The sequence below is a fragment of the Reichenbachiella versicolor genome (assembly GCF_003171675.1).
Lineage (GTDB): Bacteria > Bacteroidota > Bacteroidia > Cytophagales > Cyclobacteriaceae > Reichenbachiella > Reichenbachiella versicolor.
Map to the genome: position 1 here is coordinate 1 of NZ_QFZQ01000010.1, position 16590 is coordinate 16590.

Here is a 16590-nt window from a genome sequence, read left to right on the forward strand (position 1 = left end):
TCAGGCCCCCTAGTCATCGTTGCCATGGTAAGCCGTTACCTTACCATCTAGCTAATGACACGCATGCCCATCCATAACCGATAAATCTTTAACTATTAAATAATGCTACTTTATAGTACCATGGGGTATTAATCCAAATTTCTCTGGGCTATCCCCCTGTTATGGGTAGGTTGCATACGCGTAACGCACCCGTGCGCCGGTCGCCACCAAGTACAAGTACTCGTGCTGCCCCTCGACTTGCATGTATTAGGCCTGCCGCTAGCGTTCATCCTGAGCCAGGATCAAACTCTCCATTGTAATAATTCTTGCTATCGTCACCAACACCGCGAAGCGTTAGTGGTAGCACCCATACGGGCAATGTGTTTTGATATCCTAGCCTTAACTCAAAGTGAATCCTTAAATGATTTTACTCATCTAATTGACTTGATCCATTTAAGCGGTTTGTTGTCTTGTCTTCATTTCCTCAAAGAACTTCTTTGACGCCATCTGGTAACTCCTATCGTATTCTACTCAGTACTCTAGTGAGTCGTAATCCAAACTTGTCAATCGTTGCTAAAACCTTCCGTTTCAACATTTTGAGAAGCTTTTCTTCTCTCTTTTTCAACCCTCTCTGTGAAAGCGGATGCAAAGATAAGTAAGTTTTTCTCTAACTTCCAAACTAGTTAGTGAAGTTTTTTTCAGAAGTTTTTTAAACAACTCCTTAACTCCCCAAGATCTTTTTGAGCCGCTTCTAACTGGCCTCTTTCTCCCGGTCTAACTAACCCTTCAGCATGTCAATCTCTCTCTTTCGAAAGCCCCTTCCTCTCAAACGGGACGCAAAGATAAACACCCTTTTTCCTAATCTCCAAACTCATCCCTAAAGTTTATTTCACCAAATTCCACAACCAAATCTCATGTATCTACCTATCAATATCTTACAACTTAAAAAAAAATTATACACCCCCTCCACAACTTGATCTTTTACAAGTAAAAACACTCAATCTCTAACCCTACCAAACCCAAACAAATACAAATTCATAAAGCCTAACACCAATACCAATAAACTATACCCAAACAAATACTGATGCCCGGTGATTCCTGAATAGGTATCTAATAAATATCCCATAACAGGCCCCATAAATATGTCTGGGGTATAACCAACAAGTGAAACGAAGCCTATAGCTGTACCGGAATATTGATGAGGGATGTTTCCTTCATTCATTATTGCGTAATACAATCCCCGCATCGCATATACTCCTATCCCTACTAGTAAAAGGTTCAAATAGAATAGTGGTAATATTTTGCTGAAATCAAGTACATAAAACAAAAAGCTACCAATAAGAACAAATACGAATGTCCAAAGACTTGTCTTCCGAACGCCAAGATAATCAGCAATAAAGCCAATGGATATTGCTGCAATCGGTCTAAGCCATATCATCATAACTCCTACTTTCCCTGCTTCGTATTCGTCAAACTGAAGTACGTCAAAGGCATACAATGAAATATCATCGGTACATTTATACGCGACGTAGGCTGTCAGTACAAAAATCATCTGATGCCAAAGAGATCTCATCTTTAAGACTACTGAAGCACCTAAGAATCTTTGTTCAACTTTCTCATTTGAATTTGGTAATCTTAAATATAGATAAACCATAAGGGCTATTACTAATAGAACAATTGAGCTAAGTATGTACATTCTTGCTGCTACTTGTTCGCTTCTAGGTGTCTGATCTTCACTGAATAAAAAGAGAATGGATGTACCTAATATTGCGGCCATAATTCCACGACCTGCGTCTAACCCTCCAAATGTTTTTCCTTGATCTTTATCTCCCCCTAAGTATCGGGTGGCTTTCATCAGTGGTGCCCAAAAGAGCAAAATAGTTGTAACTCCCCAACTACAATATATGATTAGTATTTGCTCATATGTAGGTATTGTTGACATCCAAAAGCCTAATAAAGCTGTTGATACTAGGGAAAGCGCGATTAAGTTTTTGGCTGAAAATCTGTCTGCTATGAAGCCTCCTATAAAGTAGGATACCATGGCGGATATACCATACAGCGAGAAAGCGTACCCTAATTCTGTGTTTGAGAGAGAAAATGCTTCCAAAATGGTTGGTCTAAAAATCCTTACTAGAACAAAAGGAAGAAAGAAAACTGCTTCTCCACATAGTATCAAAATCAGAAGGTTTTGTAGGTATTTATTCTTCATGGTATTTAATAAAGATTGAATCTGTAAAATACGCTAAGCATTTATAACCTTCGGAGAAAACGTATTGTGTTGAATAAAATGGTGAATACTTTCTATTGGTGCTGTGAAAGGAGAAGAACATAGATATAGTTTTGCGCTATGATCAAACAATGGGTATTCAAACCTGAGCCTCCTAAAGAGGATGTTAATGCACTGGTAAACTCTCTTGGGGTTCATCCTATTCTAGGTAAGCTTCTTGTTCAGAGAGATATTATTGACTTCGATTCTGCTAAGCGTTTTTTCAGGCCTTCTCTTGATGGTCTTCATGATCCTTTTGATATGAAGGGGATGGATACTGCGATTGAACGACTTAATGATGCTCTTTTCAATAGTGAAAGGGTGTTGATTTATGGAGATTATGATGTGGATGGTACAACCTCTGTGGCATTGATGTATAATTTCCTAAAAGAGTTTTCTACTAACATTTTCACGTATATTCCGGATCGGTATACTGAGGGGTATGGTGTCTCTCAAAAGGGTATCCAATGGGCTATCGATCACGATATTGATTTACTGATTACTCTTGATTGTGGGATTAGGGCTTGTGATACTATTGGTCATGCAACACAAAATAGTATAGACGTAATTATCTGTGATCACCATTTACCTGGGGATATTCTACCTGATGCTTTAGCTATCCTTGATCCGAAACAGGATGATTGTAATTATCCATATGATGAGCTCTCTGGTTGTGGTATTGGGTTCAAGCTTCTTCAAGGATTGTGCATTCAAAATGGAATAGAGATAGAAAAACTATATCAGTCTCTTGATTTGGTGGCTTTGAGTATTGCTTCGGATATTGTTCCTATTACTGGCGAAAATCGAACGCTGGCTTATTTTGGTATGAAAAAGCTGAATTCGGATGCTACTCCTGGTCTCGGGGCTATGATTGAGAAGGCTGGACTGCAAAGACCTCTTAGTATATCGGATGTAGTTTTTGGTATTGGTCCTCGTATCAATGCTGCTGGTAGAATCAACCATGCTAAAACTGCTTTGGATTTATTGACTCAGCCGACTAAGGAGGATGCTTATGTGTTTGCTGAAAAGCTAAATCTTGAAAATAATGAACGTAAGTCGTTCGATGAGTCTATTACGTTGGAGGCGCTGGGGTTGATCAAAAAGGAGGGGCAGGTGAACAATCACTCTACGGTGTTGTTTAAGAAGGATTGGCACAAGGGGGTGATCGGAATCGTGGCTTCTAGGTGTATTGAGCATTATTTCAAGCCTACTATTATTCTTACTGAATCAAATGGAAAGGTGACTGGGTCTGCTAGATCTGTGGATGGGTTTGATATCTATAGGGCTATTGATGCCTGCTCTGAACATTTGGAGCAGTTTGGAGGGCATAAGTATGCTGCTGGACTTACGATGAAAAAAGAAAAGTTGGGTGATTTTAAAAGGGCTTTTGAAGCTTCTGTGGGTGAACTCATCGAAGAGGAACATAAGGTTTGTAAGATAGAGGTGGATACTGAAATTGATTTTGAATATATCGATTCTAGATTCAACAATATCCTTAAGCAAATGGGGCCTTTTGGGCCTCAAAATATGCAGCCTGTCTTCGTTGCTAAAAATGTGACTTTGAAGTCTCCTCCTCGAGTATTGAAGGAGAAACATCTTAAACTGTTTGTTTCACAATTTGGGACTGACAACGCATTTGATGCTATTGGATTTGGGATGGGGCATTTTGAGAAGAAGCTTGGTGATGGGTTTGATATTGCTTTTACACTGGAGGAAAATCACTTTAGAGGAGAGGTTTCGCTTCAGTTGATGCTGAAGGATATTAAGTTACATAAGACTGAGGCTATTCAGGATTGATTTTAGAATTACCAACACCGATAAGTGGTGTAATTATCAGATATCTCACCATAGCGGTATGTAGGAGCATTGAGATCACGGATAGTTTTTCTTTGCTATCGCTAGAAAACCTTCCGAGATGACGGACGAGATAGAAGGAAGCCCCTATATATTTAATCTTCTTTGAAGAAACCTCCTCGATTTTCGTCTCTAGCTAGTGACTGTTGGATGATGAGGTATGCTATTGTGATTAAGTTTCGGAGTTCCATTAGTTGTGGAGAAACTTTGGTTCGCTGATACATCTCTTCTGTTTCTTCATAGATAAGCTTGAGACGTCGTTTTGCTCTGTTGAGTCGCTCGGTGGATCGGACTATCCCTACGTAGTCGTTCATGATGTTTTGAACTTCGCGTCTACTGTGTGTAATGAGGATAAGTTCTTTTGGTTGAGTCGTTCCTTCTTCATTCCAATCTGGAATCTGAGGTAGCTCTTCTTCTTTTTCGATGAGTTTGGAAGATTCTACGAAGCTTCTGTGTGCGAATATCAATGCTTCAAGGAGCGAGTTTGATGCTAGTCGATTGGCTCCGTGCAAACCTGTGCAGGAACTCTCTCCTATTGCAAACAGATTTCCTACTGTCGATAACCCGTTTTGGTTGACTGTGATACCTCCGCATAAATAGTGTGCGGCTGGTACTACGGGGATCATGTCTTTTCGGATATCAACTCCTATTTTTTTACACTTGGCGAGAATGTTTGGGAAATGACTTTTGAACTTGCTGTAGTCCATATGACGGCAATCTAGATAAACGTGATCATTACCGCTTTTCTTGAGCTCAGTATCTATTGCTCGTGATACGATGTCTCTGGATGCTAGCTCACCTCGCTCGTCATACTTGTGCATGAACTTCTTTCCTCTAATGTCACGTAGAATGGCTCCGTCTCCACGAACTGCTTCTGATATCAAAAATGTCTGTGTGGGCTTGACTTCATAGAGAGCGGTTGGGTGAAACTGAACAAACTCCATGTGTTTGATTCGGGCTTTGGCGCGATATGCCATGGCTATGCCGTCTCCTGTGGCGATTTTAGGGTTGGTGGTATTTTGATAGACATGACCAATTCCTCCTGAGGCTAGTACTGTGACGTTGGCAGCATAGGTTTCGATTTTGGATGTCTTTTCATTGAGGACGTATGCTCCGAAGCATGTGCGCTCTTTGCTGTCTCCCGCTGTACCTAGATGGTGCTCTGTGATCAAATCGACTGCGAAATGATGACTGAGTACGTCTATATTATTGCAGGCATATATCTGATCCAGCATCGTGGTTTGGATCTCTAATCCAGTGACATCCTTGTGATGGATGATTCGGTTTTGGGAATGACCACCTTCTTTTCCTAGTGAATAGGCTCCTTCTTCTCCTTTGTCGAATTCTGCTCCCCAGTCTATCAGTTCTTCAAATCGCTCTGGTGCTTCTTTGACTACCATCTCGACGACATCCTTATCGCATAAGCCGTCTCCTGCGCGCAATGTATCTTGTATGTGCTGCTCGTATGAGTCTGTGACTTGATTCATGACTACTGCGACGCCTCCTTGTGCATACTTGGTATTAGTCTCACTCTCGTAGGACTTAGTCACGATGGCGAGATTTCGCTCTGGATACTTTTGTGCTATTTTCAGGGCATAGGTAAGTCCTGCTATTCCAGAACCTACTACTAGGAAATCGTATTTTGGCATTATCAGACTTTGGTTTTGTGGTTAGTATCATGAAAATAATCTAACCCTTTTTTACAAGTTTGACTCACATATTCACCTTATAGCCTCATAGACCATTCATCTTACCTTGATATAAACGAAGTCAAAGGCAATACCTGCAGAGCTACCACTATTTAGACAGCTCCAACATTCTCTCTAGCGGTACTAGGGCTTTCTTACGGATATCTTCTGGGACGTCTATCTCTGGTGTTTCATTCAGAAGACAGTTGTAGAGTTTCTCGAGTGTATTCATTTTCATGTAATGACATTCGCTGCATGAACAAGTGTTGTCTTCTTTGGCGGGTGCGGGGATCAGTTTCTTATTTGGTACACGCTTTTGCATCTCGTGTAAGATTCCTGCTTCTGTGGCTACAATAAACTCTTCGTTGTCGTCTTCCTGTACGAAGTTGAGCAGTTTCTCTGTAGATCCTACGAAAGCTGATATTCTCAATATATTCTGAGGAGACTCAGGGTGTGCGATGAACTTGGCGTTTGGATTTTCTTTGTGTAGATCTAGGATCTTGTCCATTGCGAATGCTTCGTGAACCATACATGCTCCATCCCATAGCACCATGTCTCGGCCTGTCTGGATGTTGAGGTATTCTCCTAAGTTTCTGTCTGGCGCACAGATGATTTTTTGATCTTTTGGGAGTGAGTTGATGATATCTACTGCATTGGAAGAGGTACAGATGATGTCACTCATGGCCTTGATCTCTGCGGAGCAGTTGATATATGTGACTACTAGGTGGTCTGGGTGTGCCTCTACGAACTCTTTGAATTCTTTGGGTGGTGCAGAGTCTGCTAGTGAGCATCCTGCATTTTCATCCGGAAGTATTACCTTCTTGTCTGGGTTGATGATTTTGGCTGTTTCAGCCATGAAGTGTACTCCTGCAAATACGATGATGTCCGCGTCTGTCTCGGCTGCTTTGCGAGATAGGCCTAAGCTATCTCCTACATAGTCGGCTAGATCTTGAATGTCTGCTTCCTGATAGTAGTGCGCCAATAGGACTGCATTTTTTTCTTTTTTGAGGCGAAGGATTTCCTCCATATACTCGGCTCTAGTTCTTGGTTTACCGACTTGAGTTGTTTCTCCCATGATGTTTGTTTGTCTAACAGAGTTTTGCTGCTGTCTGTTATTACGTGACTGCAAAATTATCGGATAGGTGGTTCATGACAAAATCGATTTCGTTTTTCGCTATTTGCTGTCAGTTATACGCTTTTGTGAGGAAGTATTATCCTCTAAAACTAGGCGGACTCAAGCCTAATGCGTTTCTCTTGTTCTTTTATTTCATTAGAATTCTATTCATCTGGGGTTCGATTCATGATTTTATTGAACCACCTTGCGAAACATCATTTTTTCATTCTTATATCAAGCTTTTGCCTTGATGCTGGCGGTTATTCTGGATGGGCTAAACAGGCTCTTCTTTTTCTCATTGTCACACCAACAAAATTTATTAGCCATTTTAACTCTACACCTAAAATATTGACGCTGTAAATTCTACAATGACAGAATATTATAATAAATTAAGGGTAGTGCAATACAAGGAGATATATTTCTCCTCAGACTATTCATGATCACCGACTAAACCATATTAGCTATGAAATTTTTACTCCCTTTTAATCTCCTTGGTTCAGATTCCCTCTTCAAACGACCGATGGTGTTTTCTGATTGATAGACACTACAGCTATCCTCTTTGAATAAACTAATGTGCTCAGGTAGCACTGGTGTGAGTTTTTTTCACTTTCTACTTTTTCAATACGGCCTCTTGAATGAAGTGAGAGGTTTCTCTGGACTTACTGCCCGGGTATTCATCCTAAGGTTAGGTTGGGTTAGGTTGGGTTAGATTGGGTTAGGTTGGGCTTTGGTCTGGAGGTTTGATTCTTTATTGATTCTGTATTGAATATGGTGAAGGTGACTTGTGCACCTATGGGATAGACTCTCTATAGGTGTACGGGTTGTGAGGGGGGTATGTGTATGGCCTTCTCTACTGCATTTGCAATTCCAATTATTAACTATATAAATATTATGAAAAATCGAATTACGTTTTTGACTAGAGCGATAACTACAGCGTTGGCTGTCATGTTGTTGTTCCCATCTCTCGCTCAGCAGGTATCTGTGAGCAATCCTAATGGGATGATCACACTGGTACAGGCTCCTTCCAAACCTTTCACGGGTAGGATCTTCATGCAAAATGACTGGAATGGTGGGGATAAGGATAATCAGGTGACGGCTAATGAGCTGAATCGAAATCCGAAAATCAAGAATAATGTGACTTTCATCAGTGATACGCCGGGGTTCACTCCTAACAAGGTATCTATCAATGGTCTGGTAAAAAATGCTAAGGTGCTGGCTGATGCTAGTAAGGCGGGCAAAATCGCTATCGCTATGGGTGGGTATTCTAGACAGGTACTGGCATGGCTGACTAAGTTGCCTGCGTCTTCTTATAATTATAATAATATAGTGATCGTGTCTCATAGTAACTATAATGAGGTGGATGGTTTCAACTATTTCAATGCGAATAGAAAACCTGGTGATCCTGCTGTATTGAAGGACACGAATGGTACTCCTCTGAGACGTGGTCTGTATGCTAACCTTGCTAAAATCAGTGATCTGGGTATTCCTATTTGGGAGATTCCTAGGACTGATCATGGCCAAGGTGGCTGGGGTGGTGGCAACCTCAATAATCCTAATAATGGAAAGTCTACTGGGGTAAAGGGTCTTGATATAAGTGATCTTGGGATGGTTCACTATCTCAAAACAGGTGTTCGTAATGCGTCTGTGGCGCAGCGAAATGCGTTCGTGTCTCCTTTTCAGCAGAAGAAGGTATTACTTACCAACAACTTCAGCTCTAGAATCACGGAGTACTGGGCGGAAAATAGAAATGTAGGGCCTGCTAATGGAGGGTCTGGTGGTGGATTTGTCATCAAGCAGTTTCAGCAGGGTGGACAGTTTTATGTTCCTGATCCTACTACCACTAATTCGGTTAGTTTCTCTAGTAAACCTTCTTCTGTGGTCTCTGGACAGTCTTTTGATGTGAAGGTGGCTTATACTTCTGCTTCTCAAAATAACGTCTTGGCGGTGGTGCGTGGTCCGTCGGGTCAATGGCTTAAGAATGCTAAGAAAACGGTCAATGCTGGATCAGGGACTGTGAAGTTGACTATTTCCCAGCCTAGTGCTTGGGCTGTAGCCAATGGGTATCAGCTCATAATTGTAATCAGGGCTATCGGTAGTAGTACCAATCTAGACGCTAAGACTTCTACGTTCAAAGTGGTAGGTGCTGGATCTCCATCGACCATCGTGACTTTGCAAAATCAAGGGAGCAAGATGTTCGTAAGTGCGGCGAATCCTAATAGGCTGTACTGCAATAAGTCGACGGCTGGTGCTACTGAACGATTCGTGATGGAAAACAATGCGGATGGTACGGTTTCTTTCAAGGCTGTCAATGCTGGCTATATAGACGCTGAGGGTGGGGCTAAGGCAATGACTAGCAAAGATGCTAACAAGGGTGCTGCTAACCGGTTCACGCTTCAGGATTTTGGTAATAATGTCTATGGACTGAAAGGAAACAATAATAAGTTCGTACGAAACAGCATGTTTTGCCTACACGGTAGTGCTGGTGTATGGCAACAGTTCAAGATCACTTCGGTCAGTGGGAATAGATCCTTGGAGGAGTTGGAGTCTGCGGATGAGCTCATTGGCTTGACTGTATATCCTAATCCTGCGTCAGGAATGGTTCAGCTGAAGTGGGCGGAGACGATTGAGGATGGGAACTTATCTGTATATGATACGAATGGTTTGCTGGTGTATCGTACTGATATCTTGGCTGGTTCTTCTGCTTCCTCTATTGATTTGTCGATGCTGAGACGAGGCATTTATGTCGTTCATTTTACGACTGAGGGTTATTCTAAAGTCGAACAGTTGATCATCCAATAATAGCTATTGATAGAACGAAAGATATTCTTACCATTCTTGAGACGAGAATGGTAAGAATATTTTGTTTACACCATTCTCTACTGAGATTGACAAAACCTTAGTGCCATCCTATGACTTCAGAGATAAAGAGGTGATAATAAACAGTTTTGCGTGACCAAACAATTTGTTTAATTTGCGCCAGCATTTGAGGGGGATTACTATCTAAGTGATCAATCAGCACGACTCTATGAGATTTTGCCCCCATGTCCGTCAGGACAATACACGTCTAATTCACCTAACTCCAGTGCCTCAGCATTCGGTTTCCAAGTCGCTTATTTTCAATTACCTACTACAGACTAGAGTGACAATATCGCCTTTTCGCGAAAGCTTCCTGCAACCTGCAGGACCTCGTCGCGAACTCGCGAAACTCTCCTGCAACTCGCAGCAATACGTCGCGGATTCGCGAAAACATCAATCAATCTGCAGCAGCTTGTCGCGAACTCGCGAAAGCTTCAGGCAGTGTGCAGCGTCACATCGCGAAGCCGCGAAAGCTTCCTGCAGGCTGCACGAGGTCGTCGCGAAACTGCGAATACTTCAAAATCAAGACTTTTAATAATTATCAAAACCATTTAAGTATGAATACGATTCACATGAATCATTTACGCAACATCGAGTTTTCACAGTTCATCAGCGATTGCCTAGCTATATTGGGTCAGCACGACCCTGAGGCTTTGAATATAAAAGCTGAATATGATGCGCTGAAGAGAAGCTCTACTCTACTCATCCAACTCATGATGCCTGAGAGGGGTTATGCCTTGACCAAGGACATGGAGGCTACTGATGAGCGTCGAGATGCTGCTACCAATGGCCTTCTCACTGTAATTACTGCACATCAGTATCACTATGATGAGACAATTAAGAGCCATGCGGAGAACCTTGCTCGACAGTTTAACCTATATGGATCTGGGATCGCTCGCCAAAACTATCAGGAGCAAACGGGGTCGCTTACTAGTTTGATCGCTGATATCAAGTCTAAGACTGAAATGTCGGAGGCGATCACTGCGCTGAAGCTTGACGATTGGTTGGCGGAGTTAGAGGATTCTAATATTGCTTTCAGTAATCTGTACTTGGCTCGAAACAAGACTATGGTCAATCAGTCTCCTGAAACGGTGAAGGAAACCAGAAACAAAATCGTGATGGAGTACTATGCGCTTCGTGACATGTTGGGGGCTTACAATACGGTCAACAAGGGTGCGGAGCCTTTCAGCTCTGCGATCTCCGAGGTGAACGGTATCATCGATAGCTACAACCAGCTTCTGGAAAAACGCCAAAAGAGTAACTCTGAAACGGAAGTGGAAGGGTAAAGTCTTGGATATGAAAAGCACCTCAGTTGGGGTGCTTTTTTTACACAGTAAATAATCTAAATTATGATTATAAAAGAATTTGTTTGTAATTAGCCGTCTTAAGAAACTCCTACTGTTTAACCTCTATCTGATTAATTCTAATCAAATGAAATCATACAATCTAAAAGGAAACAATATAAGCCGCGGAAAGATAATCGCTATATACCTTAATGTCTTTACCCTTATTACTTCATCATTATTGATCGATTCTCCATTTTTGAATTTATTGCTCTCAATAGTGTTTGCCATATTATCATTTAGTGCATACTTCACTTACAAAGGTTCGTTTAAAAGAATTGAAATTGATAAAAATCAAATAAACCTCTATAAAGAACCAAATGAAATACACACTTCTTTGAGAAAAGATCAATACACATATTCTGTTCACTTTTCAACCATCAAATTGTTCCGAAAAAATGGAGCAGATAATATAATCTTAAAGAAAAAAAGTTGGGATAAAGAATTGATAGATACAATACTCTTTTTTGGCTCTTTAGAATCAGGAAGTAATGAGCAAATTGATGAAACCCTTGAAAAAATATCAGATGCAAGTGACAACATTCATTTGTTCTCATGGCTTTTGAAATTTTTTATCAAATAAGAATTATTAATAAAAAAACTAATATTATCTAAATGCCTACTACTTCTAATAAACTTCACTCTTTGATGAAAGAGTTATATTCAAGCGCCATCATATCAGAAACACTTGTAGATTTTGGTATGAAGAAAGAGACTTTAACCTATCCTGGACTAACTGCAATTGTAAAATACCCGAATCTAAAATTTGATTCTATTACATTCGTTAAGAATATTGATTGGGAAAAGTTGGCTATGGAAACTGTTTTGAACTGTTTCATTAAACTGCAATCAGACGAACTAGTCAAAATAACATTAATAGAATCTAAACACAGTGTAGTTTTTAATGCTTTAAACTATACTTCCTCCATAATAACTATTGAGCCTATTGTAGATGTAGAGAATGAAAGTACGGTAGAGGATTCTCTTTCGAAACATTTATTAGCATCAATAGTCTTCAACACAAACATCAATAAGAGCAAAACAAGCCTCAAGATTCTTTCTCAATCAATAATCGATAGATACTTGGGTAAAACAAAAGATTATACCAATCCAGAGAAAGAATTCATTATTAGACTATTAAAAGAGTACAGCGCCTTTCCTTGGTTTAGATTAACAACAAAAAAGAAATTGGGGGGACTATACAATACCTACAATACTGATATAGATTTTAATATGAAAACGATAATATCAGAAGAGGTCAATAATATAAATACCAACCCATTAATGAAGTCTAAAGAAGCTATTTTGATATTTAAAACAAAGCTCGAAAGCTACGTCCATTCTCACTTTATTTTCAAATCTACTTCTGATTAACATCAGCGAACAAGGTCAACTTATAATGTGACCCAATTTATTATCCATAACACGCATTTTAATGCAACTTTTACAATTAACTCTTTCAACTAAGTAAGGCCATCAAATCCTCTGCCCAATTTTGGGCTAGCACTAATTTTTCGTTAATTACAGTCCAAATAATCACAATACTATGAAAATGAGAGTAGGCGATAAACTGCTAGAAATTCGCAAAGAAAAAAACATGTCTCAGTCTGAATTTTCTCACTTGGTAGATATTCCATCTTCTACTTACTCTAGAGTCGAAACCAATCAATCATCTCTTGAAATTGACAAAGTCATAGAAATAGCGAATAAGTTGGATGTACCTATTCAAGAGTTTTTGCCTGAGACTATTAATATCTCTAATACGGATAATGAGAACCAATCAATAGGCGCATTTTTCGGTAACCAAACTCACCACCATTATTACTATGGATCAGATACCGATATCTTAAAAGAAAAAGATAAAGAGATTCAAATGCTGAAAGGCAAACTGGCAATCCTAGAGGAAAAGCTGCAGGGGAAATAATCTATCTACCTTTCTCAATCAGTGTCTTGTACGTAGAATTTAAATTTAGGCACAAAAAGAGGCTAATTATACAGTCAACAAACTATCTGAACAAGGATAACAAAACTTCTACCATGACCTGAAGAGGCCTTCATTGTCATCCATAAGATCAAGTCCTACTCGTATGAATAGTCTCTTTGCATTAGGCAGATGGCAATATCCAATATATTGCGAACACGAATTTTCATTTAATCGCAAGGAAGATAGCCCATTGTTTTGAACTCCCTGACTCATTGTCGCTTACTACCCCCCCTTGAAGATACTCAATGTGTCGAAGAAATTGATTCTCTTATCGAGAATACGAATTAATACCCAATTGATTGCTTCCAACCAGAGTTACCCATATTTGAACTTGAAAACATTGAACATACTTTCAAGGTTCTTTTATTACCCTTTGGAGAACTATTTTAGATTTTTCTGTAACAGCTCGTTCGACTCTGTGTCTAAGTCATAAAATAAATAATTATGACTTTCAAATCGACTGCATTTTCATTACTCCTTCTGATAGGGGTGGATTATGCTTATTCACAAAACAAAAATCAAATGACACAAGAAGAAGAAAAAGTACTAGCTACGGTTGAAAAAATGACATCGAACTTTGAGAAAGGGAATATCGACGCAGTAATGCAGTTTTATGAACCCCATGCCTCAGTATTGTTTGATCCAGATAAGCCAGTATCTGATACAGATACGATGAGAAAAATGTTCCAAGAATGGGCCGCGGCCAAGCCTAAGTTTGAGTACAATAATGGGCATCAGGTAGTAGTTACAAACAATATTGCTATTCACATAGCTCCATGGGATATGAGTGCTAAAATGCCTGACGGAGAAGTGATGAAGAAATCAGGACTATCAGTTGCAGTACTAAGGAAACAAGATAATGGAGATTGGTTAATGGTAATTGACAATCCTCATGGACAAATACTACTGGATAAGTAACAAAATTGCTCTTTGCACAAAGACGTGCAAGGAGCTAAATTTATTTAAACATGGAAGAACAAATATTAATTAAAAAAGCTGTTTCGGGTGATAGAGATGCCTTGGATAGCTTGATAAAAAAATATCAAAACTGGGTGTACAATACTGCCATCATTTTTGTCGGAGATAAAGATGAAGCTCAGGACATCACTCAAGAAGTTTTGATTAAAATGATATCGAACTTGGGTACGTTCAATGAAAAAAGTCAATTCAAAACGTGGCTCTACCGAATCATCAAGAATCATTTTCTGAATATGAAAAGAGGAAAGTATGAACAGAGTACCTTGAACTTTGAAGCTTTCGGAAAAGCACTAGACAGTACTCCTGATGAACAATTCTCTGGCACATCTGAGGCGGAGGAGAAACTTGTATTACGAGAAGCTAAAATCAGCTGTATGAATGGTATGCTACTATGTCTTGACAGGGAACAGCGTCTGATATTCCTGATGGGTGAAATTTTTGAATTTGCTGATATAGCAGGTGCAGAGGTAATGGAAATAAGCCGAGAAAACTTCCGTGTGAAGTTGCACAGAGCGAAAAAACAGTTGTATACATTTATGGATGGGAAATGCGGATTGATTAATAAAAGCAATCCATGCCGGTGTGCCAGAAAGACATCCGGATTCATCAAAGCTGGTTATGTTGATCCAAATACTCTTCAGTTTCAGAAAGATAAAATTTCAAGTATCAGAGAACAACTTAGCAATAAAATAGATGCGCTACACCACAGTATCAATCAAGAATATAAGGCCCTCTTTCAAAATAACCCGTTTCTTGATAGCCCTGAGACTAGCGCAACTATCAAAAGATTGTTAGACTCAACATCTGTTAGGGAAACTTTCAACTTGTAGTTAGTAAAGCTTATTTCTACTACTGGGCTCAAAGCCCAATAAAGTCAGAAGGCTCTCTCAAAATTGTAAACCTGATGCTATTCAGAAGTTGATACGGTAGGATGACAATTTAAGACAAAAACAGCGTCGCGAACTGCGTTTCGATAGAGAATCAAGAAGCCATGTGGCAATCTTTTCACTGAACTGCTGCATGACCTGAACATATCACTTCACGCTATTCGTGACGACGATTCGAAAAGTATTATGTCAAAAAAACACCGTCATGCTAGAAGGGACGACGAAATAATCTGTAAGAATAAAGCGCTACCCTACCCAATGAGGTCGCCGCGCTGCGCTCGTGATGAAGGTGATTTTACTTTTCAGTGTTTTTTAATAATGGACTTGAATTGCTTCCATCCTATTTAGAAAGAAAACTGACTCAGCCTAAAACGATAAACGTCATCCCAGAAGTTTTTCTCACGATAGTAGAGAAAAGCTATCAGGGATCTGACGGATACTGATCGTAGCTAGCTTTGAGACCCTGAATAACCAATTCTTACACTTGTAGAAATGTTTTTCAGGGTGACGTCTAGCAAAATAGTATTAACATCAAACTATCACAGCCAAAGCGAAGGGGCTTCTAAGACGGGATTAGATATTTCGCTATGCTCAACATGATTGCTTTTTTCTAGTGCTAGTTGAGTTTGAAAGTCAATAAACCGTTATTTATGTATTAAGAAATTTGGGTCATGAAGACCTAAAATACGTCTATTTAGAAGATAGAGCCGTATGCTCTTTGAGACGGCAAATTCCCCGCAATTCAGACTTAACGAATCGATGGTTTTTCATCGCGAGTAAAGTAACTTAGAAGTAAGAATCCTAGAATACTGATTAGTTGTAGGTCTTACAATCAACTTAACAATCTAAAAAAATGAAAAGATCACAAAGTTTATTATCTCTTATAGCATTAGCTATGTTTTTCATCGTGTCTTGTAGTGAAGAGACTTTACAGGAAGTAGCTTCTCCAGAGGAGACTAACCATTTCTTTCTAAAAGACGAAACTGGAAATACAGCTGCCAAAATAGAGGCGGAATTAAGAATGCCTGTCTATGAGCATTTGGTATCATTGGGAAGAAATGAAGATGCAGAAAACTTCTTATTGACTTATGATGAATCAGGTGCATTGATTCCTAATTACAGTGTTTCAAAACCTGAAAAACCTACAAGTAATGCTAGAACTACAGCCAACCCTGCTTTCAACTATGGATATCACCTACAGGGCACTGGATGGGGATATGGTTCGGATATTTCAGTAAATGAATTGCCTTCTTATTATGAGTTTGGAACTACTGGACAAAGTAGAAGGCTGGAAGCTTACTATCTTATCTTGCAGGGAGTAGACCTATGCTATGAATCCCACTTGCAAGGAACTGGGTGGCAGTCTACTAAATGTAATGGTAGCATCACTGGTACTACTGGCGAAAGTAGACGAATGGAAGCTACTAGAATCTGGATAAATGATGGTGCTGGTTTTGTCTATTACAAGTCTCACCTACAAGGAATAGGATGGGAGTCTAATTGGAGTTTTAACGGTGCTGTATCAGGCACTACTGGCCAAAGCAGACGAATGGAAGCATTGAGGATTCAATTCTATATTTACTAAACCAATCTGTAAGGCCTACAGTAATCAGTAAAATGAGGTTGTCTAAGAAGTCAAAA

12 protein-coding genes and 1 rRNA gene are annotated in these 16590 nt (G+C 39.7%); 9 read left to right on the plus strand and 4 right to left on the minus strand.

The window, feature by feature from the left end; translation table 11 throughout:
• Window positions 1–297, minus strand: a 16S ribosomal RNA gene (locus DKG80_RS17760); the annotation flags it as partial.
• Window positions 298–976: 679 nt separating this feature from the next.
• Entirely contained in the window at window positions 977–2188 is a 1212-nt protein-coding gene (locus DKG80_RS17765; protein WP_109832725.1) for an MFS transporter, read from the minus strand.
• Window positions 2189–2326: 138 nt separating this feature from the next.
• On the opposite strand from DKG80_RS17765, the gene recJ reads away from it, so the two are divergent.
• On the plus strand, window positions 2327–4042 hold the full coding sequence (gene recJ / locus DKG80_RS17770; RefSeq protein ID WP_109832726.1) for a single-stranded-DNA-specific exonuclease RecJ: 1716 nt from the start codon (window positions 2327–2329) through the stop codon (window positions 4040–4042).
• A gap of 152 nt (window positions 4043–4194) precedes the next feature.
• Here recJ and nadB read toward each other — a convergent pair whose 3' ends face one another.
• A complete protein-coding gene (gene nadB / locus DKG80_RS17775) occupies window positions 4195–5748 on the minus strand; it encodes an L-aspartate oxidase (RefSeq protein ID WP_109832727.1) in 1554 nt (517 codons plus the stop codon).
• 148 nt (window positions 5749–5896) lie between these two features.
• Window positions 5897–6862 carry a quinolinate synthase NadA gene (gene nadA / locus DKG80_RS17780; protein ID WP_109832728.1) on the minus strand — a complete coding sequence of 322 codons (966 nt, stop codon included), beginning with the start codon at window positions 6860–6862 and terminating at the stop codon, window positions 5897–5899.
• Window positions 6863–7792: 930 nt separating this feature from the next.
• Here nadA and DKG80_RS17785 point away from each other — a divergent pair.
• The 8 genes from DKG80_RS17785 to DKG80_RS17820 all read left to right on the plus strand — a co-directional run bounded on the left by DKG80_RS17785 (window position 7793) and on the right by DKG80_RS17820 (window position 16534).
• Window positions 7793–9700, plus strand: a complete 1908-nt coding sequence (locus DKG80_RS17785; RefSeq protein WP_162555962.1) for a T9SS type A sorting domain-containing protein — start codon at window positions 7793–7795, stop codon at window positions 9698–9700.
• A 614-nt stretch (window positions 9701–10314) separates the two neighbouring features.
• Window positions 10315–11043 (plus strand): DUF6261 family protein, encoded by a 729-nt coding sequence (locus DKG80_RS17790; protein WP_109832730.1) that lies wholly within the window; start codon window positions 10315–10317, stop codon window positions 11041–11043.
• Between the two features lie 145 nt (window positions 11044–11188).
• The gene (locus DKG80_RS17795) at window positions 11189–11683 is read left to right on the plus strand and encodes a hypothetical protein (protein WP_109832731.1); all 495 of its coding nucleotides are present in this window, start codon (window positions 11189–11191) and stop codon (window positions 11681–11683) included.
• 65 nt (window positions 11684–11748) lie between these two features.
• The gene (locus tag DKG80_RS17800; protein ID WP_162555963.1) at window positions 11749–12474 is read left to right on the plus strand and encodes a hypothetical protein; all 726 of its coding nucleotides are present in this window, start codon (window positions 11749–11751) and stop codon (window positions 12472–12474) included.
• A gap of 172 nt (window positions 12475–12646) precedes the next feature.
• Entirely contained in the window at window positions 12647–13024 is a 378-nt protein-coding gene (locus tag DKG80_RS17805) for a helix-turn-helix domain-containing protein (RefSeq protein WP_109832733.1), read from the plus strand.
• Window positions 13025–13528: 504 nt separating this feature from the next.
• Complete coding sequence (locus tag DKG80_RS17810; protein ID WP_109832734.1) at window positions 13529–14002, plus strand: YybH family protein; 474 nt, start codon at window positions 13529–13531, stop codon at window positions 14000–14002.
• Between the two features lie 50 nt (window positions 14003–14052).
• Window positions 14053–14892 carry an RNA polymerase sigma factor gene (locus DKG80_RS17815; RefSeq protein ID WP_109832735.1) on the plus strand — a complete coding sequence of 280 codons (840 nt, stop codon included), beginning with the start codon at window positions 14053–14055 and terminating at the stop codon, window positions 14890–14892.
• Between the two features lie 910 nt (window positions 14893–15802).
• Window positions 15803–16534 carry a hypothetical protein gene (locus DKG80_RS17820; protein ID WP_109832736.1) on the plus strand — a complete coding sequence of 244 codons (732 nt, stop codon included), beginning with the start codon at window positions 15803–15805 and terminating at the stop codon, window positions 16532–16534.
• Window positions 16535–16590 lie beyond the last annotated feature (56 nt).